The following is a 25,601-nucleotide window of genomic DNA, read 5'->3' on the forward strand; positions in this document are numbered from 1 at the left end:
AATTGTTCCCAACTATTAACGAACAAATGGATGTCATCAAGCGCGGTACCTCGGAAATTATTCCCGAAGAGGACATCGTTAAAAAGCTTGAGCGTTCCATCAAAACAGATACACCACTCAACATCAAACTTGGCTGCGACCCAAGCCGTCCTGATTTACATTTAGGTCATTCTGTTGTTCTCCGAAAACTTCGACAGTTTCAGGATCTCGGTCATATCGCGATTCTCATCATCGGCGACTTTACAGGAATGATTGGCGATCCTTCGGGTAAGAGCAAAACGCGCCCATCGTTGACACTTGAAGAGACACACCGTAACGGCCAATCGTATTTTGAACAGGCTGAAAAAATACTCTCCACCCAGAGAGTATCGATGCAGTACAATTCCGATTGGTTGAATAAGATGAGCTTTGCAGATGTAATTCGTCTTGCCAGCAAGTACACAGTTGCGAGGATGCTCGAGCGGGATGATTTTACAATTCGCTATAAAGCAGGCGAACCGATTAGTGTGCATGAATTTCTCTACCCTCTCGCACAAGCAATGGATTCAGTTGCCATCCATTCAGATGTCGAACTTGGCGGAACAGATCAGAAATTCAATCTGTTAGTCGGAAGAGATATTCAACGGGAATACAACCAGGAACCGCAGGTTATTTTGACTATGCCGATCCTTGTGGGCACTGATGGTGTCGACAAGATGAGCAAATCGTTAGATAATTACATTGGCATAAGCGATCCGCCAAAAGAAATCTTTGGTAAGACGCTGAGTATTCCCGACAAATTGATTTATCAATACTTCGAGCTAGTAACCGATGTACCAAAACAAGAATTATTAGAGATCAAATCCTCACTTGAAAATCCAATAAACAACCCACGCAATATAAAACGGTTGCTTGCACGGACACTTGTGCGCATGTATCATTCTCAAGCTTCAGCAGACGATGCGGAAAAAGAATTTGATAAAATTTTTGTACAAAAAAGCATTCCGGACAATATTGAAGAGTTCAAGCGGAGTGAATCTGGCAACATTATTGCCTTGCTGACCGAGGCAAAACTTGCTGCCTCGAAAGGCGAAGCTCGACGGCTTATCGATCAAGGCGGGGTCAGCATTGATGATGAGCGTGTAACCGACCCCAACGTACTTTTGCCCGATAAAGACGAGTTCATCCTCAAAGTCGGGAAGCGGCGTTTTCTAAAAGTTAAACGATAATTATTCACCACGAGGCGGAGAAAATAAAATTGTTCACTCCCACTAAAATGTTTTTCACCAAAGGCGTTGGACGCCACAGAGACTACCTGCAATCTTTTGAACTCGCCTTGCGCGATGCAGGAATTGAAATCTGCAATCTCGTCACTGTTTCCAGTATCTATCCGCCAGGCTGCAAGCGTATTCCGAAAGATGAAGGCGTGAAGCAATTAAGCGCCGGGCAGATTACATTCTGTGTTATGGCACGAAACGCTACAAACGAACCCAATCGCCTTATAGCGGCTTCGATTGGTGTTGCGCAGCCCGCTGACGATTCTGTCTATGGATATCTTTCAGAGCACCACCCTTTTGGTGAAACAGATGAACGTGCCGGTGAATATGCAGAAGACCTTGCAGCTTCGATGCTTGCCACAACACTTGGAGTGCAATTTGACCCAAATACCGAATGGGATGAGCGGGAAAAAATATTCAAGATGTCCGGCAAGATTGTCCGCACATTTAACGTAACACAATCTGCTGAGGGTGATAAGAATGGTTTATGGACATCGGTAGTTGCTGCGGCAATGTTGCTACCGTAGCTTTCATCTGCAGCGTCCTGCATATTCATGAGAATATCAGTAAGGCGGTTCCCTTGATATGGCCGCCTTTTTTGTTTTTACTCACCCCCAAACTCTACATGGTAGCGCAGATAATAACCTTCGCAACTTGAAACCACCTCTCCGACCGCTTTCAGCGATCGGAGAGGTAAATGAATTATTTCAACAGCATCATCTACTCGCTCCCAAGCTCTGCTTGGGAGCGTTAACGGCGGAATAGCTGCTTCCACGAAAGAGCTACTACCTCTCCGACCGCCCTCAGCGATCGGAGAGGTAAATGAATTATTTCAACAGCATCATCTTACCGGTTTGTTGTCTCAACCCGACTGCGACAGTATAAAAATAAACTCCACTTGCCATAGAGAGACCGTCGCGTGTCGTTCCATCCCACCGCACAACGTACGAACCTTCCGGGAATTCCTGGTTGAGCAAGAGAGCAATCTCCTGGCCCATCGTATTGTAGATCTTGATCATAACAGGTTGATGTCCAAGTGACGCCGGTATGGAGAATGGAATAATTGTCGTACTATTGAATGGATTGGGAAAATTCTGACCTAACCAAAAATCCGACGGTGTTTGCGGCGGTTTTATTTCATGAACATCAGTCGTCCTCAGTGATGACGCTAATCCGGGTGAATTTCCGGTCGAATCGGCGAGGTACAGATGTGCAAAACTCGGACGGGCGATCGGCGGATTCTCCCCCATCGCCCTCCACTCTTCATCCGTCAGTCGTTTAAAATTAGTGCTGACATATTCATAATACCGATACACTGGTCCGATATAGGACATCGGGCGTCCATCGGTCGTTGTTGCGTTAAGCATCATCATATCGACCTTTCCCGTGCCGACATGCATTACCCAGCCGACCATGTTGCCGAATGCATCTGTAGGAGCGGTATGGATATCGGCAACAAGGGCATCGTATTTATCATATCCGCCACTGTGTGTATAGTAGAGCTGAGGATACCATCCCGTGTATGAGGTAGTGGGGCCGCTACATCCACCTCCGGACGTAATATTTATCATGTGTTCAAGAAATACATGCTCTGTTTGATTGATGGGTATATGAGAGAATGTCTTTTGCGCAATAATTCGCAGCGTGTCGGCTGTAGCGGACAGATATTGGAAATAACTCGTCGTCTGCCCAATGTTCATTCTGCTAAAAAAATCTTTCGCACCATCAGCAAAGATTTTTATTCGCGCGTAGAATTCGGGGATCGGTTCGACATAACTTTCCGGATATGAGCAAATGACCATACCGGAATACGACTGCTTTGCATAGAGAAGGTTGTCGTGACGCAATTCTGCCCAGGAAGCAAGCTGAGTATTCATCTTTTGCTGCCACCAGGCCGCGGTCTGCATAAACGCAGGAAGCGAATCGCGTACCTGAGGCGGATTGAGTGCGCGAAGACTGTGCAACCAGCCATTATAGAGTGTGCTCCTCCAGAAACTGTCATCATACGAATCGACCATATATCGGAGCGATGCGAGGTTCGGGGCATATCCATATTGGTCCAACTGTGAATCGAGCAATTGTGCGGCTGCATCGTTCCCAAGGGCAAAGAGAACATCGAGCGAGGAGGGAAGCATCCGGGGCGCCGGGATGCGGTCGTAGACAACATTCCCTGTGATATAGGAATCGACAATAAACCGCTGTCCGAGAAGAAGGAACGCTGATGCCGGGCGAATTTTCTCCGGGGAAAGCGGATCCGACCAAAGCATTTGAGATAAAATGCGTTGGAACGTGTACGGTTTATTGAGTAGAGAATTCTGAAATTTTCGCCAAACAGAAGTATCCAGCATCGCGCTGGCAGATTGAATAGAATTTTCATGCAGAAGATCTTGAATGTTTTTACAGGTGACATTATCTGCTTCACCAACGAAAAACTGGATCACGGCATCGAGCGTGTCGAGAAGGCGTTGTGCTTTTGCACCGGCGATCGCTTCCGTTGTGAGTGCGGCGAGAATCGTTTGGCGTTGGACATCATTGTCAGGAACTGCTGCTGCACCGGCTTCCCGCGGAGGTATTAAATATATTTCTGTCCGCCCCAGCCACATCATTGCTTTGAAATATGCACCCAGTTCAGGACTTAACGTATAATGCCCACGTACGGTAAACTGGCTAAAGTCATATTTTCGAGATGTTTCGGAGAAGATTGGAATAGTATTCGGAACCTGAGATTGAATATCTTGAAGTAATGCAGAGATCGTTGCTGCATTTTCTGAATACACGGGGTTGACAGCGCGGCCGAGGAGTTTTCTCGGGACTGTGAGATAAACATCGAGATCCTTCAACATCGTCGTCATCCCAGTGTCCAATGCATATCCATTCGCCAGAACAGGAACCTGTGCATGCATCTGCATGAGAAGTGTATCGAGCCAAGGAATCATTTTTTGCTCTTCAACATCCATCAGGATTGCGTCATAGGACATATGGATTGCATGAAGTATCGCATCGCTCGAGACATAGACTGGCAAATCGCGTTGGAATATTTCAGTAAAGGCAGCCATAAAGGTAGGCTTCGACAACCGGGCGGTTGCTACAAATCCATGGCTCTCCAGCAATGTTCTTTCATATGCTGTCAGAGAATAATACCGATTAATCGTATCGAAGTATGCCGGAGGTGCACTCTGGTGAATTTGAGCATCGAATATTCCAGCATCATGCGATGATCGAAGCTCAGCGGGTGTTAGATTTTTTGAACTCTGTAAAAAGGATTGATAGGCTTGCACATCAAATGAGCTCTGAGCGGCGGCGGTCATAGAGAATATTCCCACTGCGAATAAAGAGATAATAATTCTTTTCATGATACTCCTCCCGGGAGAATTTTTCTTTATGAAACGTACACTATCCTCGGAAAAGAATCAAGCCTCTTAGGTAGTGGGCTATTTCACACAGTGAATTATTTAAAAGATAGATTCCCGATAGCTGAAAGCCTGAGAATGTAGCAAACGCTATCTTGCAAGAATATTTATGTCGGGATAAGTCCGTAACGCATATTGCGCCACGAGATCAAGATCCGACTTTAGTCGCGACCGCATGCCTGACCAAAAAGTACCGAAAACATGGTAGTTGAAGACTTTAGTCTTTGTTTATTATCTGAAAACGAAACCTGAAGGTTTCGACTACCGTTAATTTTACACTTTTTGGTCAACCTCGGACAAAGTCGGACGGGATTCCACAACAGCTCACTACTAGGGAGTGAGATATTTTGCATTTGGTACTTGACGGATATCGATTTGTCTTGTAGTCTGACATTTGGCGATTCTCCGATTTCATTTCCCCATCAATCTGTTGCATTTAGCATGGTTTTATCTGGTTTTAGCGGTAATCACTCTTTTTTATAAAATAATTATCTAAAGTCAATGAGATGGTAAGCTGTGAATTGACGGTCTAGTATGCGGAGAGGAAAAGACTAATACAATCTGTTGTCTCTTTCAGCTGCAATATTAACTTACACTACTGTTATTCCTATTGAGTAAGAAGTATTCTCAGTGTATTGTAATCCGAATCCAGGGCTTTCTGGCTCTCAAAGTCGATACTTTTAAGAGTGACAGGCGAAGATCCATCCGCTTTATAATGCTCAACGGCATAGGAATATTTCGTAGCCTTCATGAAGGAAACTGCCAGTGTGTAAATAATATCATTCTCAGCCGGAATATCTGCTGGCGTTTTCGGCCACTTAAGCAAATATTCCTGTTGGGGATTGGGGAAGTCAGAGTATTTCATAAGAACTCTACTTTTTTCATCCACAATAGAAAATATACCTTGAGATCCCCACACTTTCAATTTATACAAAAGATATTCACCATTATTTAAGTCCGATAGTCTCAGTGAAATGGCCTTCGTTTCATTTCTGACAGTCCTCGCGACATTCATACGGTACCTCCTGTTCTATCCTATTGCTCCCTGTTCTTTTATCAACGGATACATTTCACAATTTTAATTGTGTCAAATACCTATAGAAGCACTCTATTGCTGTATGTTTCCGTCATTGTTTTAACAAGAGAAATTATCATAAAAAGAAGTTGACTGTCAATCACGCAAATGCGTGTATTTTAAAAATACAGGTGATACCATTATAGGTTTGCAAGAAATTCAACAGTGAAAAACATTAAATTCGTTAGAAGGATGCAAAAGCGATCCTTCATTCTATTATTTGTTTGATCTTGTTCTGCAATCTCGTTTTTTCAAAACCTTCTGTAAGTGCCGCCGCTCCAATCAGTAAAAGAAGAGTATACATGATGTTTTCACTTGAAAACAATAATGCGATCAAAAAGATTTGCACTCCCGCGATCTGTAAATACAACATTGATCTGGTCGATGGGATAAGTTTTTGAAGTTCTTCAATCTTTACTGCAGACTTCATATAGACTCCAATAGTTGATTTGATAGAAGAATCCCTTCGGATGAAAGTTGATCAGAAGAAATATTCTCATCCGTAAAGCAGCCTCAGGACGGTGTTGATGTCAGAAGGAACGACGGTCTGAGTCTTGAAAAAAGAACGTGCCGGTTCTTCCATGAGTTCGATTCGTTCGGCATCCTTTTTTGAGCTCTGACCATGCTCTTCCTGAACACCAACGACTCCACCACACACAGAACATTGAATGAACATGACCCTTCGCGGGGATCCAATAGGAATTTTCACAACTGATTCAAAGAATCGATTCCCGCATTTGAGACATTGAGATGTTGCCATAAGAGATGCCCTTCTATGAGTTAATACATTAGAAAGAAACTTTTATCACTGTTAAATCCAACAAGAAAATATGACAGAATGAATATCGGGACGTGCTCATTTTGTCAGTAACATTTTCCGTGAGATACTGTTATTATCGACACTGAGTCGGGCCACATACATGCCCGAAGCCAGCTTTTGTCCATTATTCGAATTACTATCCCATTTTACTTGATACTCACCTACATATTGATATTGATCGATCAATCGTGTTACCTCGCGTCCCGCTATATCATAGATGCTTAACCGCACTTGGGCCGGCACATTCAGTCGATACGTAAGCATGGTAGAGGGATTGAACGGATTCGGAAAATTTTGTCCAAGAACAAATGACTTCATTTTATCGGTATTCGTTATTGAGAGGTTTTTGTCATTCCATACCAAATTCGTAATCGTTACTCCAAGACTATCACCATTTTTGTCAATGACCATTACATTTGATAATATAACAGAGTTCGTTTTTTGCGGACCGACTACTTTAAAAAGAATAGAAGCGAGAGTTCCCGATCCGTCGCAAAAGCTTTGTTGCATGAGGTTGAGTACCACAACATTGATGGTGGAGTCATCTGCAACGTACGAATCAACGATCCAAGACGATTCTGCTGTCTGAGTTCCCGGTTTGACTGATTCCAATACAATGGCGGATGAAAGATGCACGCTGAACTGAATTCCTGCAAATGCTACGGAATTGGCAAACTGGATATCGAATGAACTTAGTGATGTCCGTACAACCTTCAGTTCATTCCCTGCAGAAGCTGAAAGCGCTGCGGTTATCAAGAGAATGAGAATTTGGGAGAATCTTTGTTGGATCGTCGTCATTGAAATCATCTTTCATTGCACTCACAAAGGAGTTACTCTCGTCTTTGTGATGGGGAAAAAATACCATGGAAGATGACGGAATACTATACGTACCGATACCGAATTTGATCCGTACTAGTACGGAAAATGTGAAGATCGGTGATGATTACTTGTTGAGGATTATTTTCAGCGGAAAGCGTCTTTATTCTATGCGGTTTTTAATCGTCATAGCATAACGCAGAAGAGCATTCTGACCATGGAGATCAAGTTTCGAACAAATGCTCGAACGGTGCGATTCAACTGTACGCTCGCTCACGAACAACATGTCTGCGATTTCTTTTGTGGTTTTATTGTCTGCCACTAATTTCAGCACATTTCTTTCGGCAGGACTAAGTTCGGTAATTCCAAGCTTCTTCTCGACTCCTTCCTTAGAATGATTATTGCGTTTCAGGAGAATATTCGAAAGGGATGGACTCACATAAGGCTTTCCATTATGGACTGATTCAATCGCTGCGCATATCTCATACTCAACGCTTTCTTTCAGCACATACCCCATCACACCGAGATCTATGGCTCGCTCTACGAAGGATGCTTCACCGTGCATTGTTAAAATGATGATTTCTGTCGGAATCTTACGTTTAAGAATTTGCTTTACTACATCAAGTCCGCTCAACTTAGGCATATCAATATCAAGGATGGCGATAGATGGTCTTAACTGTTCTATAAGTTCAAGCGCGCGCTCACCGTTGCCAGCTTCTGCAACGACACGAAAACCGGTATGCTGGTGTATGATCTCGCGCAATCCAAGGCGCAATAATGGATGATCATCAGCAAGAATAATCGTTATTTCTCTCATAGTACACTCCTTGGTAACTATGTATTATTATTACTGTGTTAGATTTGAAAGGAGATCCGAACAACCAGGAGTTTTTACTTCCCTTCCAGTACAATCACAAATTCTCCCTTTTTTTCATCTTTGAGAAACTGCTGATATAACTTTGGAGGCGTGCTGTGATAAATCTCTTCCGAAGGCAATGTGAGATCAAATGCTACGCACACACGCCGAGTCTCTCCGAAAACATCCGCCATATCACGCAAAAGTTGTACAAGACGGTACGGCGTATCCATGAACACAATAGTTCTCTGTTCTTTTTTGAAGTTGCGTAATTCTGTCAGCCGCCGTTCACGTTTTGGCGAAAGGAATCCTGCAAATACAAATTCTTTGATTGGAAATCCTGAGACGATGAGTGCCGGCAATAACGAGGAAGCGCCGGGCACCGGAACAATCTTTATGTTGTGTCGAATTGCTTTCTCTACCAATACTCTTCCTGGATCCGAAAACACCGGCGTACCTGCGTCTGAGATCAATGCGACCGATTTTCCCTCTTTCAACACATCGATCATAATACTTGCTGCTGCAGCTTCATTGTGTTCGTTCAACGTCTCGACCTGCTTTTCAATTCCATAGTGTCGAAGCAAACGCAATCCTTCACTTCGTTCTTCGCATACAACGACATCTACCGACTTAAGCGCCTTCAATGCACGCAAGGTGATGTCATCGTAATTGCCTATTGGAGTTGCAACAAGATAAAGAGTACCTGACATTAGAGCGCCGTTGTGGAAGATTCTCCAGAAGGTGATTTGGTTCCGCGTCTCCGTGTTTCCCAATCTCTCACAAATAAAATGGTTAATGCCGTCGTTGGGACGGCAATCAACAAACCAACGAAACCCAGAAAATACATGAAGATAAGTAACGAAAGAATAATGAGAAGCGGATGCAATCCTACTTTGCTGCCAATAATTTTGGGAGACAGGAAAGTAACTTCCGCCATGTGAAGGACGGCAATAGAAACGATAGCAATTGACAGCTTTGTCAAAGCCGGCGGACCACTGACGAGCGCAATGACTGATGAGAGTGCCATAATCGCGAACAAACCAAAATATGGCACAAGATCGAAAACGCACGCAAGCAGTCCAAGCAAAAGCGCATATTTGATACCGACAACAGAAAAAAGAAACGCAACAACGATGCCTTCAAGAAATGCTACAGTCAAGGCACCGCGTAAATAATGTCCAATGAGATCGTCTGCACGATTCATGTAATCTTCCACTTGATCGCGTGTTCGCCTGGGAAAGAGTTTCAAAAAGCGATGGCCTATTTTAGGAAAGTCCGTTAAGAAATAAAACGTAAGAAATGGTACAAGGATTATATAGAATATTTGAGTGATGAGGCCGGAGATACTGCTCATCAAAGAACCGAGCCCTTTGAGGAGCGCTTTGAGAATGTCCTCAAAACGCGGTGTCAATTGATTCGAAAATGTATTACGGAGCTCATTCACAGAAATGCCATAACGCTCGAGAATTTTTATGAGATGACTCTCCCATATCGTATTCCGATAGTCATTCATAATTTTTGAAAGTGTGTCCAACACTCCTTCAAACTGTGTCAATGCTACCGGCAGCACGAAAAAAAGAACGAGCGTTATACTGGTGATAAATAAAAGAATGAGCACAAGCGAAGTAACCCATCGAGGAATTTTCCAGCTTTGGAAAAGATCTACAATAGGATTGAGCATATACGCGAAGACCAGTGAAACAACAAATGGAGCAAGAATCGTCGATATGGCATCTAAAAACCACAAAGCAAATAACACGATTGCCAGCCACATAATATTCCTGGCAAGTAAATAACGGCGAAGTGGAAAAAGAATAAAAAGAATAGCGCCAAGCGCAAGGAATGGAGAAAGGATTTCATGAATCGTATAAATGAGAACCATGAGCAGCAGCATACCTCCCACAAACAGAACGATTTCAATTCTACCGAGTGAAGTAAAAAGCGAATCCCATCGAACACCCTGTGACGTAATCGATTCCGAGGAATTCGATTTCGTCGATTTTTTTTCTGCTCGTCGTTTCGCCATATTAGTTTTTTCCTTTGGAGAGAACCCCCGTATGCCCGAAACCGCCATCTCCGCGTACAGAATCAGCAAGCGACGACGTTTCTTTCCAGTGAACGCGTTCGTATTGTGCTACAATCATTTGAGCAATACGATCTCCACGATGAATGATGTATGGCGTTTTTCCAAAATTCGATAGGATAATTTTTACTTCACCGCGATAATCGGAATCAATAGTCCCTGGTGAGTTGAGAATTCCAATACTATGCTTGATGGCAAGACCGCTTCGCGGTCGAACCTGCGCTTCATATCCTTGCGGCAGCTCGATGACAAATCCTGATGGAATTAATGTGGTTTCACCTGGCAGAATTTCAATATCCTGTTCCACGGCTGCGCAAATATCCATTCCAGCAGATCCCTCTGTTGCATAATTTGGTAATGGAATGTCCGTCTGTTCCGGATGGACTCTCAGAATTCTTGCGAACAGAGTTTCAGCCATTTATTTTTCCTTCTGTGTTGACTTTGAATCCGAGCAAATGAAGCACACGAGCTATTTCCTTTGCTTCGTTTGGAAGAAAAACAGTATAATTAAAAAATTCTCTTCTTATCCGGTACTCTGCACGAAGTTTTTGAAAATACTTACCGCGTTCTGTTTCTGGAAGCGATACCAACAGACGCAGAAGACGATCATCCAAACGAATATCATAGCATTGACGTACGATTTCTCGAAGCGCGTGTTCATGTGATATGTTCAGCGCATCATTTTTTATTTCCGGCAATGCTGGTTCAGGCACAAGTGTGTTCATATCCCGGTCGACGGGTAAAGACAGAAAACGGCAGACGGCTTCATAATTCATTCGGAGGGCATTCACCTTGCCGTCTAATGAATATCCTGCAATATGCGGTGATCCGATCGCTACAAGATCAAGCAGAGAAGAATTGATAGTCGGTTCTCCCTCCCATACATCAAGCACCGCCGCTGCAAGATGCTTATCAAACAACTTTCTTTTTAACGCTTCTCCTTCCACAACAGCGCCGCGCGATGTATTGAAGAGAATACTAGCATGTTTCATTTTGCAAATTCTCTTTTCATCAAAAAGATGATATGTTGCATCGAACCCCGTACGTGTCAGCGGAATATGCAGTGTTACAATATCCGCTTCCATCACTTCATCCAAAGAATGTAGGGGATAGCTGCTTCCCTGGCGTTCAAGTGGCGGATCGTTCAAAATCACTCGCAAGCCAAGCGCTTCCGCTTTACGCCATACTTTGCTTCCAACATTACCGACACCAATAATACCGATGGTCTTTTCATGCAGCGAGAAGCCCTTGCTATGCGCTAATTCTAAAAGAGCTGCTGTTATATATTCGGAAACCGAATTGGAATTACTACCCGGCGCGCTGACAAATGTAATCCCATTTTTTTTAAGATACTCTTCGTCAACGTGATCTGTTCCGATAGTCACCGTGCCGACAAATTTCACACGGCTTCCCTCAAGAAGATCGCGATTCACTTTTGTCTCCGAACGGACAATCAGAATATCAGCATCTCGTACCGCGTCTTTAGTAATTTCATGCGTACCAAGCGCAGTTACTATTCCGATCTTCTCAAAAGCCTGCACAACGTACGGAGTATGCTTGTTGACGACAATATGGACGTCTCGCGGCATATTGTGTAGTATATTATTTCCCTGTTTCTGGTGCGGTTGTAACCGATTGTTTGCTCATCTGTTCTAACATTTGAATTCTCTGTTTCAAGCTAGAATCTGATGGATATTTGACTGCAAGCTGGCGTAAAAGATTCAGTGATTTATCATATTCCTTTGTCATCTCGTAAATATCAAGAAGTGCTCGGTACGGATTGTAATAGGAATTCATATTCACCTCACCCCTTTCAATAAGGCCAAGGCATGCCGGTTCGACTTCAGCTGCCATATCTTTGACCCGATCTATGCGTCCAAGTGCATGATAAAAATTCGCCATCTCCCAAGCATATTCCCATCCGAACGGAATTTTCGCGTGCGGCATGAGCGTTTCCATTTTGTCAAGAACTTTCAAACTCTTCTGCGGATTTTTCTCGACATTCATATAATACGCAGCCAAGCCGCGAAATGCCGCTCTGTAGTTGGAAATAATTCTCGATGTATTCTCATCAAAGAATACTTTTGGATTTGCAATTTCCCGGAATTTGTAACCGGTTTGCGGTGTCTTGGAGAACCCGTCCGGTTCGTTGAGAAGATTCGCTTCAAGTATTGCCGGATCTAATCCAAAATTTGTCGGCGATGCCTTCCTTGGCTCAAGTTTCCAAGCCAAACCTTTAAACCACATATATTCATCAAGGCCGATCTTCGCATCCGGTGAACAAGTAGATGCAAAATATATCGGCCGCTTCCACTCATTTGCCATAACGATATCGTACACGGCGATATCTTGGACACGAAGAGCCTTCGTTTGACCGAACTGTAGGGTATTCTTAAGCAAGAATGTGATTTTCTCGTTCTTTGTAACAGATGTGTCCAGCATGATGCCCATCTTTTCCTGATACAGGTCAATTGCTTCCTTTGAGATCGGCAGATCGACATTTCTCGGTTCCCATGCAATCGGCTGTATATTCTCAATGTAAGAATCCGGCATATTCATCGGCACTGGTTTCGCTTCAGGGTACGCCGATGCATTCTTCATCAACAAAATGTACCACGATGTATTCACCAAGCTCAAGTTCACAATTCTTACATCACGCCGAACACCTTCCACATCCTGAATGTACCATAACGGGAACGTATCATTGTCGCCTTGTGTAAAGAGAATGGCATCTTGTTCACAAGTCTGGAGCATGTTGTAGGCAAAATCCCATGGTACCCAATTCTTAGAACGGTCGTGTGTGAAATAATTGACTTGCAGCATTCTTGCCGGAACGAACATGGTACTGAGTACAAGTACCCCGATGAATGCCGGCTTCGTGAGTGATGGCTGCGAAAGTTTTTCCTGAACAAGATCAAGCAATCCTTTAATGCCAAGCGCTATCCACAAGGCAAAAACAAAATATGCACCGCAATAAAAATATTCACGATCTCTCGGCTGCGGCTGTTGCTGATTCTGATAATAGGTAATGAGGTATCCCATTAAAACAAATGTTATGAGAAAGACAGTTGCCATCTTCCAGTCTTTGCGAAAAAGTGTATAGAGACCAAAGAGACCTAAGAAAAACGGGATCCCGAAATATCCTTTCCAAGTCCAATCTCCATCCTGATCATGCGATGCCCGGCCAATGAAATTCCAAGCAACATATCGCTGGAACATGTGATTCATCTGATACTTCAAGAAGAAATCGAGATCACTGCTGTAGTTCGTATAGATGCCTGCTTTTTCTGGCTCTGACGACCATCGACGTTGAAACATCGGAAAATCACCGTATTGTTCTCGATTCAAATACGTGACAAGCTGTGCGAATGATTTTGGGTGATTTTCATTCATTGGTAAGTTTGCGTTTGCTCGAATAACAATCATTGTATAAGTGGTAAAACCGAGTACTGCTATGAGTGCAGCAGTAATAGAAAAAGCAAGTATCATCCGCCGCTGTTTCATAGCCCAATATGCTCCAATCCCGCCAGCAGCCATTACGCCTAAAAGAACGAAAAGTCCTGCTTCAAGATGATCGCCTGCGATATAAAGCAACAGCTTTGGAAAGTATCTGATGATGCCGGCGAAGATCACAATAAATGCACTACCTCCAACAAGAACGGCGAGATAAATGGAGTTTCGATTAACAATCTTTTTCCTAAATAATACAAGCACTCCAAGACTTGCTATCACCATCGCAACGATGAATTTCTTATCAAATGCGCTGGCCACCTCCGGTGGTTGTGCCTGCGTTGCTTTTTCACCGCTCCAGAGAATCACCGCAATGATGAACAAGAGAGCCATATGTCCTAGAAAGACATAGGATGACTGTAAGCATTCTTCATCGTTATGAACATATTTCCGAAAAACTACGACAATCCCTACAATGATAATTGTTAATACGCTCATTAAATGGAGCCCTGCAGATAATCCGCCGATGTATGCAATCAGAAGCAGATAACGTTCGCTTCCCGGCTCATCAGCTTTTTCGTTCCATACCATCATCAGCCAAACAATGGAAGAATAGAGCAGCATACTTGCTGCAAAGTAGTTTGCTTCACCTGCATTAAACCAGAAGGTATCGCTAAAGGATAGCGTCAGAGCGCCGATTGCAGCCGCAAGGTATGTTCCCACACTCTCCATCGATGTGCCGGATGTTTTACCTTTATAGTGTTCAATAACCTTAACGGCTATCAAATATAAAAACAACACCGTGAAGGCACTTGCTATCGCAGACACTAAATTCATTCGGAAGCCAAGATCGCCTGGAATGGGAAGCATATAAAACACTCTCCCCACCAAAGAGAATAGAGGACCACCCGGCGGGTGCGGTACTTGCATGAGACAGGCGGCGGCAGAAAGTTCACCCGGATCCCAAAATGAAACGGAGACTTGCGCTGTGATAATAAATTGAATTGCAGAAACCAAAAGGACGAATGCGCCGATGACGCGATGAAGGAGATTTTTTTTCATGCTTGATATGATCCTGTTATTGTAAATTAATTGCTGGAACATGATAAGAATAAATCGGAAAAGAATGAACGGATAAATACAGCTTTATTCAAATTTTAATAAAAATGCGAGGTCACCTTGAGTTCGTCGAAATGTGACTTACTAAATCAACTATGGTTCCAACAAGGCTTCAGTGTGCGACCTCGACGTAAACTCAGTCGAATGATCGGTTTAACGCTAAGACTGAGTTAGGAATTATTTGAAACTACTCAGTAGCACAAATCGAACATAATAGATAACTCGAATTTATGAACATGAATATTTGGGGAACGTCCATGGAGTTCTGTATTCTATCGTGAGTGAAAGACTCGATAGGAGTTGCATGTTTGTAACAAAAACCAGCAAAAGAAAGAGAACTCCGTCAGGTGTTCAACAAAGGATGTTACTATTTAACCTACTTATCTAATTCGCCGAGGTGCTACACCAATCTTTATAATAACCCCTGATCAATCTTGAATCGAATCCGCAGGATACCGTTTGCACAATCGGTAGAAATAATCTTGAATCCTCCAATCTCACTTGTCGTGAGAGCATGCACACCACTGCACGGACAGAGATCATAATCTCCTATTGCAATAATACGCACTACATCTCCGGCATCTTCGGGTAATCTTGCCAGCGAAACGATGTTCCCTGCTTCTTCTTTGCTGAGTATCTTCTCTTGAATCGGGAGATCAGATTTAATTACTTCGTTGACCTTGTTTTCTATCTGGACGATTTCTTCGGCGGTGATGTTCCGGTCAAAATGATAATCGCATTTCGATTTTTTCTTTTCGATGTGCGCGCTGAATGCACGCCCGCAATTGAATATACGCACCATTGTTTGATTGAGAATATGCTCCGCCGAGTGCATTCGCGGATCGTACTCTTTTCGGTTGGGAACAACCTCATTCATACTTTAGGTCCATTTTGAGAGATATGCATTGAGCTTTTCGTGCTTGAATATACGGTATTCTTTGGACTCTTCTAAGTACAAATTGTTCCGCACTTTTCCATCGTTTTCCTTGTTATTATCCAAATTATTTCAGACTCTATGATGGAGTTCGAAAAATATCTATCTTCAAAAAGGAACATACTCATGTCACGATCCATTCGTATTGTTGGCTGGTCCACTGCTTTATTCTCCATTGTAATCATTCTATCAGAATTTTCAAATTTGACGACAAATCCGATGGACCAATTAAGTATGGTTTTTCAAATGTTTCCACAAGCTAAAAGTAGTATGGATACAATGACGGATATATTCCAATACAACCGCATCTGGTCGGTTTATACAATTCTGTATTTCTGGTTTGTGTTTTTTGGATCAATTCAGTTTATACGTTTCCGATCAATCGGCAGGAGGATTCTTGAAATTGCCTGCTGGATAGGAATAGTGAACGCTTGCATAGATTCCTTTCTGAGTTTTATTCTCTGGAAGCAAATGCAAACCGCTCTCTCAAATGTTACGGGAACCATGGGTATGAGTTTAGGAAATCTCAATCCCTTAGGAATGGTCACAATAATTTTGAGTTTTTTCTTATGGATTATTCCAACGATTGGTATGATTGTGTACTTACGAAAACCGGCGTTGAACGCACTGATGAAATAAAATATTTTGGCTGTACCTATTTTTTATTGCTGGACTGCAAATTACGATTCAAAATGCGCGGGTATAAAAGTCTTCCTTTTCGTGTGTATGAATCCTCAAAACTCCAGCTCGTACAAGCTGTATCAGTGAGCGTGACGCCCGCCGATTGGATATATTCACAAGATTTGAAAATTGTTTTACTGTGATGCGCTCATGCTCATCTAAATATTCAAAGAGATGCCGCTCGGAATCACCTATAACGATGCGCAGCGGCGGTGCGTTTGGATTCTCAGCTTGAAGAATGTGCACCACTTCTTTGCTTGCTTCTACGGTCTTGTCGTTCACGCGAATATACACTCGTGTCCCGCTATTCTTTCCTTCTTCATCAACATTGAGGTAATGCGGTTTCTGATCGCTTTCCTCGACTGTCACGACAACCACATCTTTGCCTTTGTACGGAACAGTATCAATAATCGGTTCGATCGGAGGATCGCAGTAGAAGCTTGCCGCTGTCTGAATCATTTCCATTTCTTCCTTCTCGCTGCCGACTCCGACAATGGTCCGGTCATCATCAACGCCGAACAGCACGATGCCGCCTTTCGTATTCGCAAACGACATGAGGGTCTTTGCCACTTTGATCGGCGTGGAAACTTTTCGCTTGAACTCAAGCTCGAAGCCCTCGCCTTCCTCAATCAACAATTTTAGATCATGAAGTTTCATAACTGCAGTTCTTTACATCCCCCGTGCATCCATGCGCTCAAGTATCAACGTGGAACGACGCAGGACGTACTTCGAATCTACATCAGCCCGATGTTTACGCGGGCTTGGAATAATCGCCGCAAGCCGCGCACATTCCTCTCGGCTTAAATTCGATGCTGACTTATCGAAATAATAATGCGACGCTGCTTCGATGCCGTACACGCCATCGCCCCATTCAATGACGTTCAAATAGATTTCAAGAATTCGCGATTTGCTCAACTGTTGTTCCATATACCACGTCAGAATCCATTCCTTCAATTTTCTTAAAGGATTTTTTGACGATGAAAGATACAAATTCTTTACAAGCTGTTGTGTGATAGTACTTGCACCGCGCACTGCACGCCCTTCTTCAAAATTCCGTTCGATGGATTCTCTGAATTCGAACCAATCAAAGCCATTATGCGACCAAAATGTTCCGTCCTCCGAAACGATCACCGCATCAATTGCATCCAGAGGAATTGACCGAAGTGATATCCAAGATTGCCTCTTCTGAAACGGTTGATTCTTTTCTTTTGCATTTGCAGCATGTTCGCGCATGAACGCCGTCTCACCTGCATTTTTTGTCTTCAATTGCCTGATGTTGTCATACGGCAAAAATAGAATTTGAAGAATGAGAATAAACAAGAAGGAAACGAGCAGTGATTTAAGAGGATTGCGCTTAAGAAGCTGGATGAATTTCGTTACCGCAGGTACCTTGTGGAAAATCGGCCGAGATGTACGTTGTTGAATTTCTTCTTCCATGGTCAGCAAGAATGCGAATGTTTTGTATTATCCAAAAACCCTTGCAGAATAATTGCGGCTGCCATTGAATCTATCCGGCCATCTTTCTTCTGCCGTTCCTTTTTCTTTGTCCCCATGGTCCGCATCGTTTGATGTGCCATGCTCGTTGTGAACCGCTCATCCCACGCCACAACCTCAATACTGAGTTTTATTTTGAGAAGCTCGATGAATTTTTGTACCTCATCGGCCTTTTGCGCTTGCTGGCCTTTTAAATTGAAGGGCATACCGACGACAATTAATCTCACGTTTTCTCGGATGGATAATTGCTGAAGATTGAGAAACAGTGACAAATCGTTTTTCAGTGCGTCAATCGGTTGTGCAATAATGCCCAGCGGATCGCTCAATGATAAACCGACACGCTGTGAGCCGTAATCAACTCCAAGAATGCGCTGGTACGTCGTAGCCGCCTCCACGATGCTATTCCCCTTTACCGGAGAATCGTTCTACACTCTCGATACCAGATATATTTTTAATCTTTTCGATAATGCGTGTAAGATGCTCGGTATCTTTCACATACAGGACAAATCTTCCATCAAAGGAAGATCCGTGTGAATCTACATTCACAGAGCGGATATTTGTATTTTTGTACGTAGAGATGGCGTGTGTGATATCGCTGAGTAATGCAGGGCGATCTTCACCGCTTATATGAATTCCTGTAATGAAATCTGCGTTGTGCTCCGACGGCCAGCTGACTTCGACAATGCGTTCACTTTCTGCAAGACGCAGCGAGAGAACGTTTTTGCAATCCTTCCGATGGATCTTAATGCCTTCACCTGTTGTCACAAAACCAACGATGGCATCGCCTGGAATAGGATTGCAGCATTTTGCATATTGGTGTAAAAAATTATCGTTCACACCAAGAACGGCAATTCCGCTTGTAAGATCACGCGCTGTGTTAATGAACTTGGAAAACAGCGAATCTGAATCCGGCGCTTGCACTGCGTCTTCCCCCGCCGGATGTTTTAATCGAATAACGTATTGTTCTAATAATGTATCAACATCATTTTTTTGGCTGACAATCGCAGAATAAAATTCCTGGACGTCTGCATATTTGAGACTATGAACAAATTTATCAAGTTCCTCTTTGCTGATAACGATTTTACGGCGTTTGACCTTTTTTTCCCAAGTCTCTTTCCCTTCCTCGGCAAACTTTCGGGATTCCTCGCGAATAAATCTACGAATATGCGACTTTGCTTTATGTGTGACTGCAAATTGTTCCCAACCGGCATTCGGTGTTTGATTTTTCGACGTAATAATTTCAACTTGATCACCACTTCGTAATATTGTGCTCAGAGGAACAATACGTCCATTCACTTTAGCGCCAATACAATGATAACCGACGTTCGAATGGATTTCAAATGCAAAATCGATTGGAGTGGAATTCTGCGGGAGTATCTTGAGATCACCCTTCGGTGTGAACACGTAGATTTCATCCTGATAGAGATTGAGTTTAAAACTCTCCATGAGTTCTTTTGGAGTGTCATCGTTCTTCTGTTCGAATATTTCACGCACCCAGTTAATCCAGCCCTCGAGTTCCTCGTCAAGCGATGCATTGTTTTCTTTGTAAATCCAGTGTGCCGCAACACCGCGCTCTGCTATCTCATGCATTGCCCTCGTGCGAATTTGTACTTCCACCATTCGGCCATCGGGGCCAATCACTGTCGTGTGAATGGACTGATAACCATTCTTCTTCGGAACTGAAATGTAATCCTTAAACCGTTCCGGAATTGGCTTGTATATTTCAGTAACAATGCTATACGCTATAAAACATTCACTGTTGTCTTTTGTATCGATGATGATGCGGACAGCAAAAAGATCGTAAATTTCTTCAAGCGGTTTGTTGCGTTTTAACATCTTATTGTAGATGCTGAAAATATGCTTCGCTCTGCCGGCAACTTCAAAATTCAACTTTTCTTCTACGAGCCGCTTTTTGATCGGCTGAATAAACCGATTGATGTAATGCTCGCGCTCACGCCGCTTGGAACGCAGCTGCCGTGAGATTTTTTCATATTCCTGGACGTGCAAATGCTTGAAAGATAAATCCTCCAATTCCCATTTGATTTGCGCCAATCCAAACCTGTGCGCAAATGGCGCATAAATGTCGAGGGTTTCTTTTGCAAGCCGGAGACGCTTTTCAGGGGGAAGGTACTCGAGTGTACGCATATTATGAAGGCGATCGGCAAATTTCACAAGCATGACGCGAATATCGCCCACCATCGAAAGCAAGAGCTTGCGATAGCTCTCTGCCTGCGTTACTTCATGGCTTTCGAAGATGTCTGTAATTTTTGTGATACCATCTACAATATCTGCTACTGCATCGCCGAATTCTGCACGGATATCTTTCAATTCAAAATCTGTATCTTCTACGACATCGTGTAAGAGTGCGCTCGCAATGGATACATCATCCAGTGCAATCTCCTTTGCAACGATCATCGCAACTTCGAATGGATGGATAAAATATGGCTCGCCTGAAGCACGCAAATTGTTCTTGTGCGCTTGAAGACTGAGAAGGAATGCCCGCGTGATGAGATCTTCGTCCACCGAGCGCAGATTCTTCCGGCAGACGGCAAGAAGATCGTTGAGTTTCTTTTGGTTGATACTATCTATCATGGATGAACTCTGAACTACAAAAGAATATACGGATTCCCCGCCGAATGTCAAGGCACATCAATGACAAAAGTGCCTCTCCTCATCAAGCGTCATTGCAATTTAATTTGATGCTGCTCGTTGATTTTCCAGTTTTAAAAGCAGTGCCTGCGCCTCTTCAAACTTTGCTTTCGCACGAGACTGGATTTTGGCGGGAAAAGAGCATGTCTCATACGAAAGAAGTTTTTTGAGATTATAATATGCAGCTGTCGTATCGTTCACAGCAACTTTCGATTTGACAAGATTTAACCGGCAGACTATTTCATTGTAAGGATGCGGTGCATGCGCACGCATAATATTTTCTAAAAGATTTGAATATGACGATACTGCTTCAGCAGGACGATTCTGCCGGTCATACGCTGTAGCGAGGCCCCATAAAAAGATTCGGTTCTCCGGATAATATTTCAGACCATGCTTTGACCATTCTTCTACTTGTTTGTAATCTTTTCTATCAAGATAAATAGAAACAAGGGCGCTCATTGCGGCAAACTTATTATATTCTGAATGCTCCGCACCGATCAAGAGCAATCTGATTCCAAGGTCACGGTCATCTTTGACGAACGGCAGCCACCGAAGGAATTCCGTCTTCCTGCTGCGCCAGTAATAATACGTACCCATGCCGACATACGCATCGTAAAAGGAAGAATCTTTTTCTATGATTTCTTCAAACTTCGATGCTGAAGACATGCCCTTCCCTACTCCGCCAAACCAATCTCCGCGTTCCACCCGTTCGTATGCATCGTACCCGTCTGCTGTGCCAAGGAAGTAACCGCTCCATGGCGAAGATATTTTTTCAGAAGCATCCTTTCCCATCGTTAACAACGAATCAAATTTTCCTTGTTCAATCGGTACATCGAAATCGATATTATATGCCTGCAACACGGCTGCCCGGTAAAGATAACCAGCTGGATGATCAGGATAACGATTCGTAACGACACGGAAGAGCGAATCGGCTTGATCATATTCCTGTTTCAAGATAAAATCAATTCCGCTGACAACGAGAGAATGAAGCGAAGATTCCAGCTTCCACTGCGCTTGGGAAATCGCCATTCCCAGCATAATTGCAAGAATGATATTGAGCATTCTGTTTTTCAAATCAGTCTATTCCGTTCCAAACATCCTATCTCCGGCATCGCCGAGACCGGGAAGAATGTAGCCGCGATTGTTTAGCTCGCGATCAAGCGCGCAGGTATACATCACCACATCAGGATGCGCTCTGCGTACTTTCTTGACACCTTCAGGTGCCGATACTAAGTTGACGAGACGTAATGTGCTGGCGCCTCGTTCTTTCAAAAACGAAATAGCCGCAACGGCACTGCCGCCCGTCGCCAGCATCGGATCAAGAAGAAGAACCAATGCCCGATTAAGATTCCGCGGAACTTTGAAATAATAATCGACCGGTTTCAGCGTTTCCTCGTCTCTGAATAATCCGATATGTCCAACGCGCGCATTCGGCATCACTTCTACAAATCCGCCGACGAGTCCAAGTCCGGCACGGAGAATCGGCACCAGAACAATTTGCTGATCGACGGCAATTCCCTTTGTTTTTTCCAGCGGTGTATGAATTTCAATTTCTTTCGTTTGAAGATCACGCGAAACTTCATACGCCATCAGACTTGCAGTCCGGCGGAGAATAGCGCGGAATTGGTGACTCGGTGTTTTTTTATTCCGGAGCAACGTTAAATCACGCTTTACAAGAGGGTGATCGATAATGATCAAGTTCTTCATTGTCATTTTCCTATCTTTGAATTATTTGATGGAATCCATCTTCTTACTCAGTTGATGTACAGCAGTAAGAATCGGATCCCACAATGGTGAGAATGGTGGAGAATACAGTAAATCGAGTTTCGATATTTCTTCAACTGTCATCGTTTGTTGAATCGCAACGCCCAGAATATTTGTACGCAATGCACTTCCGCTTCCGCCAACGATATTTGCTCCGATCAGCCGATGACTTTTCTTATCTGCAATCGCGATGATATGAACTTTTTCGCTGCCCGGATAGAATGATATTCTTGAATCACCAACGATGTGCTCAACGACCGGATTAAAGCCCGACTCTTCCGCTTCCTTTGAACTCAATCCGACTGACGCAATTTCCAGTCCAAATGCCTTCACTGCTATTGCACGAATCGCTCCTTTGAAAATTGCATTTCCACCGGAAGAATTTTCTCCTGCCACCCAGCCCTGTCGTGCGGCGTACGTCGCAAGCGGCGCATACATCCAGCGATTGTTCACAAGATTTTTCACTTCACAACAATCTCCTGCAGCGTAAATAGAATCTACTGAAGTCGTTTGATGCTGATCCGTAAGGATACCTCCAAAGGTTCCAAGCCGCACCCGAATAGACTTTGCAAGGTCAACGTGTGGCTCGACACCAATTGCGAGTATGAGCAAATCTGCGGGATAACAACCGGCATTCGTCACAACTTCTACAACTTTTCCCGTATCGTCTGTTTTGAATGCTTTCAGGGTTTGTTTCGAATGAAACTGGACCGCATTCTTCATCAGTTCGGCGAGTACATCTTTCCGTGCATCGGGTTCGAGTTTCGACATTGGCAATTCATCTCGATGAAGAAGTGTCGTCTCTAAACCAAGCGTTCTGAATGCTTCACACATTTCAATTGCCACGTAACCGCCGCCAATAATAACAGCACGTTTTGGCCTTTCTTCATCGATAAAATGTTTTATTGCCAATCCATCTGATAACGATTTTACATGAAATACATTCCGTGCATTTTCACCTGCCATGCCAATCGTTTTCGTCTTCGAGCCTGTGGCAAGAATCAATTTATCATATTCGAAGTGAAGCATTTTATCATGATACAAATCGCGCACAACGATATGCTTCTTCACCTGCTGAATTTCTTCTACACGATGCAGTGTGTGAACTTTCACGCCGCGCGTGCGTTCAAAATCTAATGGAGTGAAGGCGGAGAGTTTTTCGGTGTCGGTAATGACGTTGCTGATATAATATGGTACTTCACAAATACCGGAAGATATGTGTTCGCTTTGCTCGAAGAGAATAACCTCAGCATTCCGATTCGTGCGTTTTGCTTTGCTCGCTGCAGCCGGCCCCGCTGCCAGCCCTCCTATGACGAGAATGCGCTGCCTCATTTTTCCTTGAATGTGATTCCCAATGGGACACCGGCAAAACCAAAATGTTCTCGTAATTTGTTCATGAGAAAACGCTTATATGATTCCTGCACAAGTTTCGGATAGTTACAGAAAAATGCGAACATGGGCGGATTGGTTTTTATTTGCGTCACAAATTTAATTTTGATTTCTCTCGATGTCGATGACTTCGGAGGAGTGATTTTGATATCCTCCATAATTGATTTATTCAGCGCACTCGTAGATATTCTTCGCGATTGCTGCACATGAACTTCTTTTGCAGTATCAATAACCTTTGTGATACGTTGTTTTGTCAGTGCGGAGACAAAGATGACGGGGAGGTAATCGTACATACCAAGATTCTTTTCAATCGCAAGGACATATTGACGCGCGGTATTCGTTTCCTTCTCGATCAAATCCCACTTGTTCACAACAATAATTGCAGACCTATGGCGTTCTATTGTTGCATCGACAATTTGTAAATCTTGTTTATCAACTCCCTGCTTGGCATCAAGGAGAATGACAGCAACATCGCTGCGTTCAATTGCATGCAATGTTCGAAGTGTGCTGTAAAACTCGATGCTTTCCGAAATTTTACTCTTCTTCCGCAGCCCCGCCGTATCAACAAGAATAATCTCTTCGCCCTGGTATTCAAGAATTGTATCGATGGGATCGCGCGTGGTTCCGGGAATATCTGTTACCACCTGGCGCGTCTTACCGATCAGCGAATTCACTAAAGACGATTTGCCGACATTGGGTTTTCCGATGACGGCAAGACGAAGACGTTTTTCTTTTTTAGCCCGTGTCTCTTTTTTAATATCGGATGTAATCAGATCCAGGAAATCACCGATCTGTCTTCCACCAAGAGCAGCGATGCCGATAGGTTCACCAAGTCCGAGAGAATAAAATTCTGCTATAGCATTTTCACGCTGCGCAGAATCAATTTTATTGACGACAAGATGAATCGGTTTGTTGGAACGACGTAGAATATCTGCAATCTCTTTGTCGAGAGGAGTCAATCCCTCCAGTGCATCCACAACGAACACAATGGCATCGGCTTCCTCAATTGCAATGTTCGCTTGTTCGCGGATAGCTTTTTCAAATATATCATTGGATTTTGGAACAAATCCACCGGTATCAATCATGGTAAAGGATTTGCCGGTCCATTCCGCCTCTGCATACCGGCGATCGCGTGTTACACCGGGCGTATCGAAGACTATTGCTTCGCGTGATCCGAAGATACGATTGAAGAGAGTGGATTTACCAACGTTCGGACGACCAACGATAGCGACAATGTGTGATGACATAAGTTTTGCTGACTGGAAGGTGTGAATGGGACTTTATACTGAAAAAGAACGTCGCTATTTAATTTTACATTGTCGGGGCGAGAGGATTTGAACCTCCGACCTTGGCGCCGCAGGCGCCACGCGCTACCAGATTACTTTATACTATCTAGATAGCGTTTTGCTCCTCGCGCCTTAATTTGTTTTTCTTTTCTTACCGCCTCTGCTCTGGTTTCAAACTGTTCGATATGGATTACATTCCAGGGAATACCATTTCGAATAGATTTTGTCTCACCAGAATTATGTTCTTGTAATCGATTCTCAACATTATCCGTTGAGCCGGTATAATAACGATGAGTCTTTTTGCTTACAAGCACATAAGTCGAATACATTGTCGGGGCGAGAGGATTTGAACCTCCGACCTCTTGGTCCCGAACCAAGCGCGCTACCAGGCTACGCTACGCCCCGATACAAAACATTTTCTTCATCTTAAACTTATACAACGCTTATTTTTGAACTTCCGATCTTGGCGCCGGAGGCGCCACGCGCTACCAGGCTACGCTACGCCCCGATGGACTAATA

23 protein-coding genes and 1 tRNA gene are annotated in these 25,601 nt (G+C 43.6%); 3 read left to right on the forward strand and 21 right to left on the reverse strand.

Features of this window, described 5'->3' with window-relative positions; translation table 11 throughout:
- Positions 1-2 precede the first annotated feature (2 nt).
- Both tyrS and NTX44_08375 read left to right on the forward strand, forming a co-directional pair.
- On the forward strand, positions 3-1,208 hold the full coding sequence (gene tyrS / locus NTX44_08370) for a tyrosine--tRNA ligase (GenBank protein MCX6121619.1): 1,206 nt from the start codon (positions 3-5) through the stop codon (positions 1,206-1,208).
- Between the two features lie 29 nt (positions 1,209-1,237).
- Positions 1,238-1,783, forward strand: a complete 546-nt coding sequence (locus tag NTX44_08375; protein MCX6121620.1) for an arginine decarboxylase, pyruvoyl-dependent — start codon at positions 1,238-1,240, stop codon at positions 1,781-1,783.
- A 300-nt stretch (positions 1,784-2,083) separates the two neighbouring features.
- On the opposite strand, the gene NTX44_08380 is transcribed toward NTX44_08375, so the two are convergent.
- The 12 genes from NTX44_08380 to NTX44_08435 all read right to left on the reverse strand — a co-directional run bounded on the left by NTX44_08380 (position 2,084) and on the right by NTX44_08435 (position 15,762).
- Complete coding sequence (locus NTX44_08380) at positions 2,084-4,609, reverse strand: DUF3160 domain-containing protein (protein ID MCX6121621.1); 2,526 nt, start codon at positions 4,607-4,609, stop codon at positions 2,084-2,086.
- Positions 4,610-5,273: 664 nt separating this feature from the next.
- The gene (locus NTX44_08385; GenBank protein MCX6121622.1) at positions 5,274-5,681 is read right to left on the reverse strand and encodes a hypothetical protein; all 408 of its coding nucleotides are present in this window, start codon (positions 5,679-5,681) and stop codon (positions 5,274-5,276) included.
- Between the two features lie 268 nt (positions 5,682-5,949).
- Positions 5,950-6,171 (reverse strand): hypothetical protein, encoded by a 222-nt coding sequence (locus tag NTX44_08390; GenBank protein MCX6121623.1) that lies wholly within the window; start codon positions 6,169-6,171, stop codon positions 5,950-5,952.
- Between the two features lie 66 nt (positions 6,172-6,237).
- Positions 6,238-6,501 (reverse strand): hypothetical protein, encoded by a 264-nt coding sequence (locus NTX44_08395; GenBank protein ID MCX6121624.1) that lies wholly within the window; start codon positions 6,499-6,501, stop codon positions 6,238-6,240.
- Positions 6,502-6,597: 96 nt separating this feature from the next.
- The gene (locus tag NTX44_08400) at positions 6,598-7,359 is read right to left on the reverse strand and encodes a T9SS type A sorting domain-containing protein (protein ID MCX6121625.1); all 762 of its coding nucleotides are present in this window, start codon (positions 7,357-7,359) and stop codon (positions 6,598-6,600) included.
- A 181-nt stretch (positions 7,360-7,540) separates the two neighbouring features.
- Positions 7,541-8,194 carry a response regulator transcription factor gene (locus tag NTX44_08405; protein ID MCX6121626.1) on the reverse strand — a complete coding sequence of 218 codons (654 nt, stop codon included), beginning with the start codon at positions 8,192-8,194 and terminating at the stop codon, positions 7,541-7,543.
- Positions 8,195-8,268: 74 nt separating this feature from the next.
- Positions 8,269-8,943 (reverse strand): 16S rRNA (cytidine(1402)-2'-O)-methyltransferase, encoded by a 675-nt coding sequence (gene rsmI / locus NTX44_08410; protein MCX6121627.1) that lies wholly within the window; start codon positions 8,941-8,943, stop codon positions 8,269-8,271.
- Entirely contained in the window at positions 8,943-10,259 is a 1,317-nt protein-coding gene (locus NTX44_08415; protein ID MCX6121628.1) for an AI-2E family transporter, read from the reverse strand. The genes rsmI and NTX44_08415 overlap by 1 nt, the downstream gene beginning before the upstream one ends.
- Before the next feature lies 1 nt (position 10,260).
- Positions 10,261-10,734 (reverse strand): dUTP diphosphatase, encoded by a 474-nt coding sequence (gene dut, locus NTX44_08420; GenBank protein ID MCX6121629.1) that lies wholly within the window; start codon positions 10,732-10,734, stop codon positions 10,261-10,263.
- Positions 10,727-11,905: a 4-phosphoerythronate dehydrogenase gene (locus NTX44_08425; GenBank protein MCX6121630.1), complete on the reverse strand. Its 1,179-nt coding sequence runs from the start codon at positions 11,903-11,905 to the stop codon at positions 10,727-10,729. The genes dut and NTX44_08425 overlap by 8 nt, the downstream gene beginning before the upstream one ends.
- 13 nt (positions 11,906-11,918) lie before the next feature.
- Positions 11,919-14,828: a DUF2723 domain-containing protein gene (locus NTX44_08430; protein ID MCX6121631.1), complete on the reverse strand. Its 2,910-nt coding sequence runs from the start codon at positions 14,826-14,828 to the stop codon at positions 11,919-11,921.
- A gap of 469 nt (positions 14,829-15,297) precedes the next feature.
- Positions 15,298-15,762 carry a hypothetical protein gene (locus NTX44_08435; protein ID MCX6121632.1) on the reverse strand — a complete coding sequence of 155 codons (465 nt, stop codon included), beginning with the start codon at positions 15,760-15,762 and terminating at the stop codon, positions 15,298-15,300.
- Between the two features lie 183 nt (positions 15,763-15,945).
- On the opposite strand from NTX44_08435, the gene NTX44_08440 reads away from it, so the two are divergent.
- Positions 15,946-16,458, forward strand: coding sequence for a hypothetical protein (locus tag NTX44_08440; GenBank protein ID MCX6121633.1), 513 nt, complete (start codon positions 15,946-15,948; stop codon positions 16,456-16,458).
- A 48-nt stretch (positions 16,459-16,506) separates the two neighbouring features.
- On the opposite strand, the gene NTX44_08445 is transcribed toward NTX44_08440, so the two are convergent.
- The 9 genes from NTX44_08445 to NTX44_08485 all read right to left on the reverse strand — a co-directional run bounded on the left by NTX44_08445 (position 16,507) and on the right by NTX44_08485 (position 25,487).
- Entirely contained in the window at positions 16,507-17,157 is a 651-nt protein-coding gene (locus NTX44_08445; GenBank protein ID MCX6121634.1) for an ATP-binding protein, read from the reverse strand.
- Positions 17,158-17,169: 12 nt separating this feature from the next.
- Complete coding sequence (gene mtgA / locus NTX44_08450; GenBank protein ID MCX6121635.1) at positions 17,170-17,937, reverse strand: monofunctional biosynthetic peptidoglycan transglycosylase; 768 nt, start codon at positions 17,935-17,937, stop codon at positions 17,170-17,172.
- A 2-nt stretch (positions 17,938-17,939) separates the two neighbouring features.
- The gene (ruvX, locus tag NTX44_08455) at positions 17,940-18,389 is read right to left on the reverse strand and encodes a Holliday junction resolvase RuvX (GenBank protein ID MCX6121636.1); all 450 of its coding nucleotides are present in this window, start codon (positions 18,387-18,389) and stop codon (positions 17,940-17,942) included.
- Between the two features lie 4 nt (positions 18,390-18,393).
- Complete coding sequence (locus NTX44_08460; GenBank protein ID MCX6121637.1) at positions 18,394-20,586, reverse strand: bifunctional (p)ppGpp synthetase/guanosine-3',5'-bis(diphosphate) 3'-pyrophosphohydrolase; 2,193 nt, start codon at positions 20,584-20,586, stop codon at positions 18,394-18,396.
- A gap of 99 nt (positions 20,587-20,685) precedes the next feature.
- A complete protein-coding gene (locus NTX44_08465; protein MCX6121638.1) occupies positions 20,686-21,705 on the reverse strand; it encodes a hypothetical protein in 1,020 nt (339 codons plus the stop codon).
- A gap of 18 nt (positions 21,706-21,723) precedes the next feature.
- Positions 21,724-22,350, reverse strand: a complete 627-nt coding sequence (gene upp, locus NTX44_08470; protein MCX6121639.1) for a uracil phosphoribosyltransferase — start codon at positions 22,348-22,350, stop codon at positions 21,724-21,726.
- Between the two features lie 21 nt (positions 22,351-22,371).
- Complete coding sequence (locus tag NTX44_08475; GenBank protein MCX6121640.1) at positions 22,372-23,739, reverse strand: FAD-dependent oxidoreductase; 1,368 nt, start codon at positions 23,737-23,739, stop codon at positions 22,372-22,374.
- Entirely contained in the window at positions 23,736-25,043 is a 1,308-nt protein-coding gene (der, locus tag NTX44_08480; GenBank protein MCX6121641.1) for a ribosome biogenesis GTPase Der, read from the reverse strand. Before der ends, NTX44_08475 begins: the two co-directional genes overlap by 4 nt.
- Positions 25,044-25,413: 370 nt before the next feature.
- Positions 25,414-25,487 (reverse strand) — tRNA-Pro (locus NTX44_08485).
- Between the last annotated feature and the right edge of the window lie 114 nt (positions 25,488-25,601).

It is taken from the genome of Ignavibacteriales bacterium, from assembly GCA_026390575.1.
Lineage (GTDB): Bacteria > Bacteroidota > Ignavibacteria > UBA10030 > UBA10030 > Fen-1298.

Coding starts and splice junctions, on each gene's coding strand:
- NTX44_08405 (MCX6121626.1), bottom strand. CDS start 8,194: ATGAGAGAAATAACGATTATTCTTGCTGATGATCATCCATTATTGCGC.
- der (MCX6121641.1), bottom strand. CDS start 25,043: ATGTCATCACACATTGTCGCTATCGTTGGTCGTCCGAACGTTGGTAAA.
- NTX44_08380 (MCX6121621.1), bottom strand. CDS start 4,609: ATGAAAAGAATTATTATCTCTTTATTCGCAGTGGGAATATTCTCTATG.
- NTX44_08415 (MCX6121628.1), bottom strand. CDS start 10,259: ATGGCGAAACGACGAGCAGAAAAAAAATCGACGAAATCGAATTCCTCG.
- dut (MCX6121629.1), bottom strand. CDS start 10,734: ATGGCTGAAACTCTGTTCGCAAGAATTCTGAGAGTCCATCCGGAACAG.
- NTX44_08425 (MCX6121630.1), bottom strand. CDS start 11,905: ATGCCGCGAGACGTCCATATTGTCGTCAACAAGCATACTCCGTACGTT.
- NTX44_08440 (MCX6121633.1), top strand. CDS start 15,946: ATGTCACGATCCATTCGTATTGTTGGCTGGTCCACTGCTTTATTCTCC.
- NTX44_08465 (MCX6121638.1), bottom strand. CDS start 21,705: ATGCTCAATATCATTCTTGCAATTATGCTGGGAATGGCGATTTCCCAA.
- NTX44_08430 (MCX6121631.1), bottom strand. CDS start 14,828: ATGAAAAAAAATCTCCTTCATCGCGTCATCGGCGCATTCGTCCTTTTG.
- NTX44_08385 (MCX6121622.1), bottom strand. CDS start 5,681: ATGAATGTCGCGAGGACTGTCAGAAATGAAACGAAGGCCATTTCACTG.
- NTX44_08400 (MCX6121625.1), bottom strand. CDS start 7,359: ATGACGACGATCCAACAAAGATTCTCCCAAATTCTCATTCTCTTGATA.
- NTX44_08460 (MCX6121637.1), bottom strand. CDS start 20,586: ATGATAGATAGTATCAACCAAAAGAAACTCAACGATCTTCTTGCCGTC.
- NTX44_08435 (MCX6121632.1), bottom strand. CDS start 15,762: ATGAATGAGGTTGTTCCCAACCGAAAAGAGTACGATCCGCGAATGCAC.
- rsmI (MCX6121627.1), bottom strand. CDS start 8,943: ATGTCAGGTACTCTTTATCTTGTTGCAACTCCAATAGGCAATTACGAT.
- NTX44_08395 (MCX6121624.1), bottom strand. CDS start 6,501: ATGGCAACATCTCAATGTCTCAAATGCGGGAATCGATTCTTTGAATCA.
- NTX44_08445 (MCX6121634.1), bottom strand. CDS start 17,157: ATGAAACTTCATGATCTAAAATTGTTGATTGAGGAAGGCGAGGGCTTC.
- upp (MCX6121639.1), bottom strand. CDS start 22,350: ATGAAGAACTTGATCATTATCGATCACCCTCTTGTAAAGCGTGATTTA.
- NTX44_08475 (MCX6121640.1), bottom strand. CDS start 23,739: ATGAGGCAGCGCATTCTCGTCATAGGAGGGCTGGCAGCGGGGCCGGCT.
- mtgA (MCX6121635.1), bottom strand. CDS start 17,937: ATGGAAGAAGAAATTCAACAACGTACATCTCGGCCGATTTTCCACAAG.
- NTX44_08390 (MCX6121623.1), bottom strand. CDS start 6,171: ATGAAGTCTGCAGTAAAGATTGAAGAACTTCAAAAACTTATCCCATCG.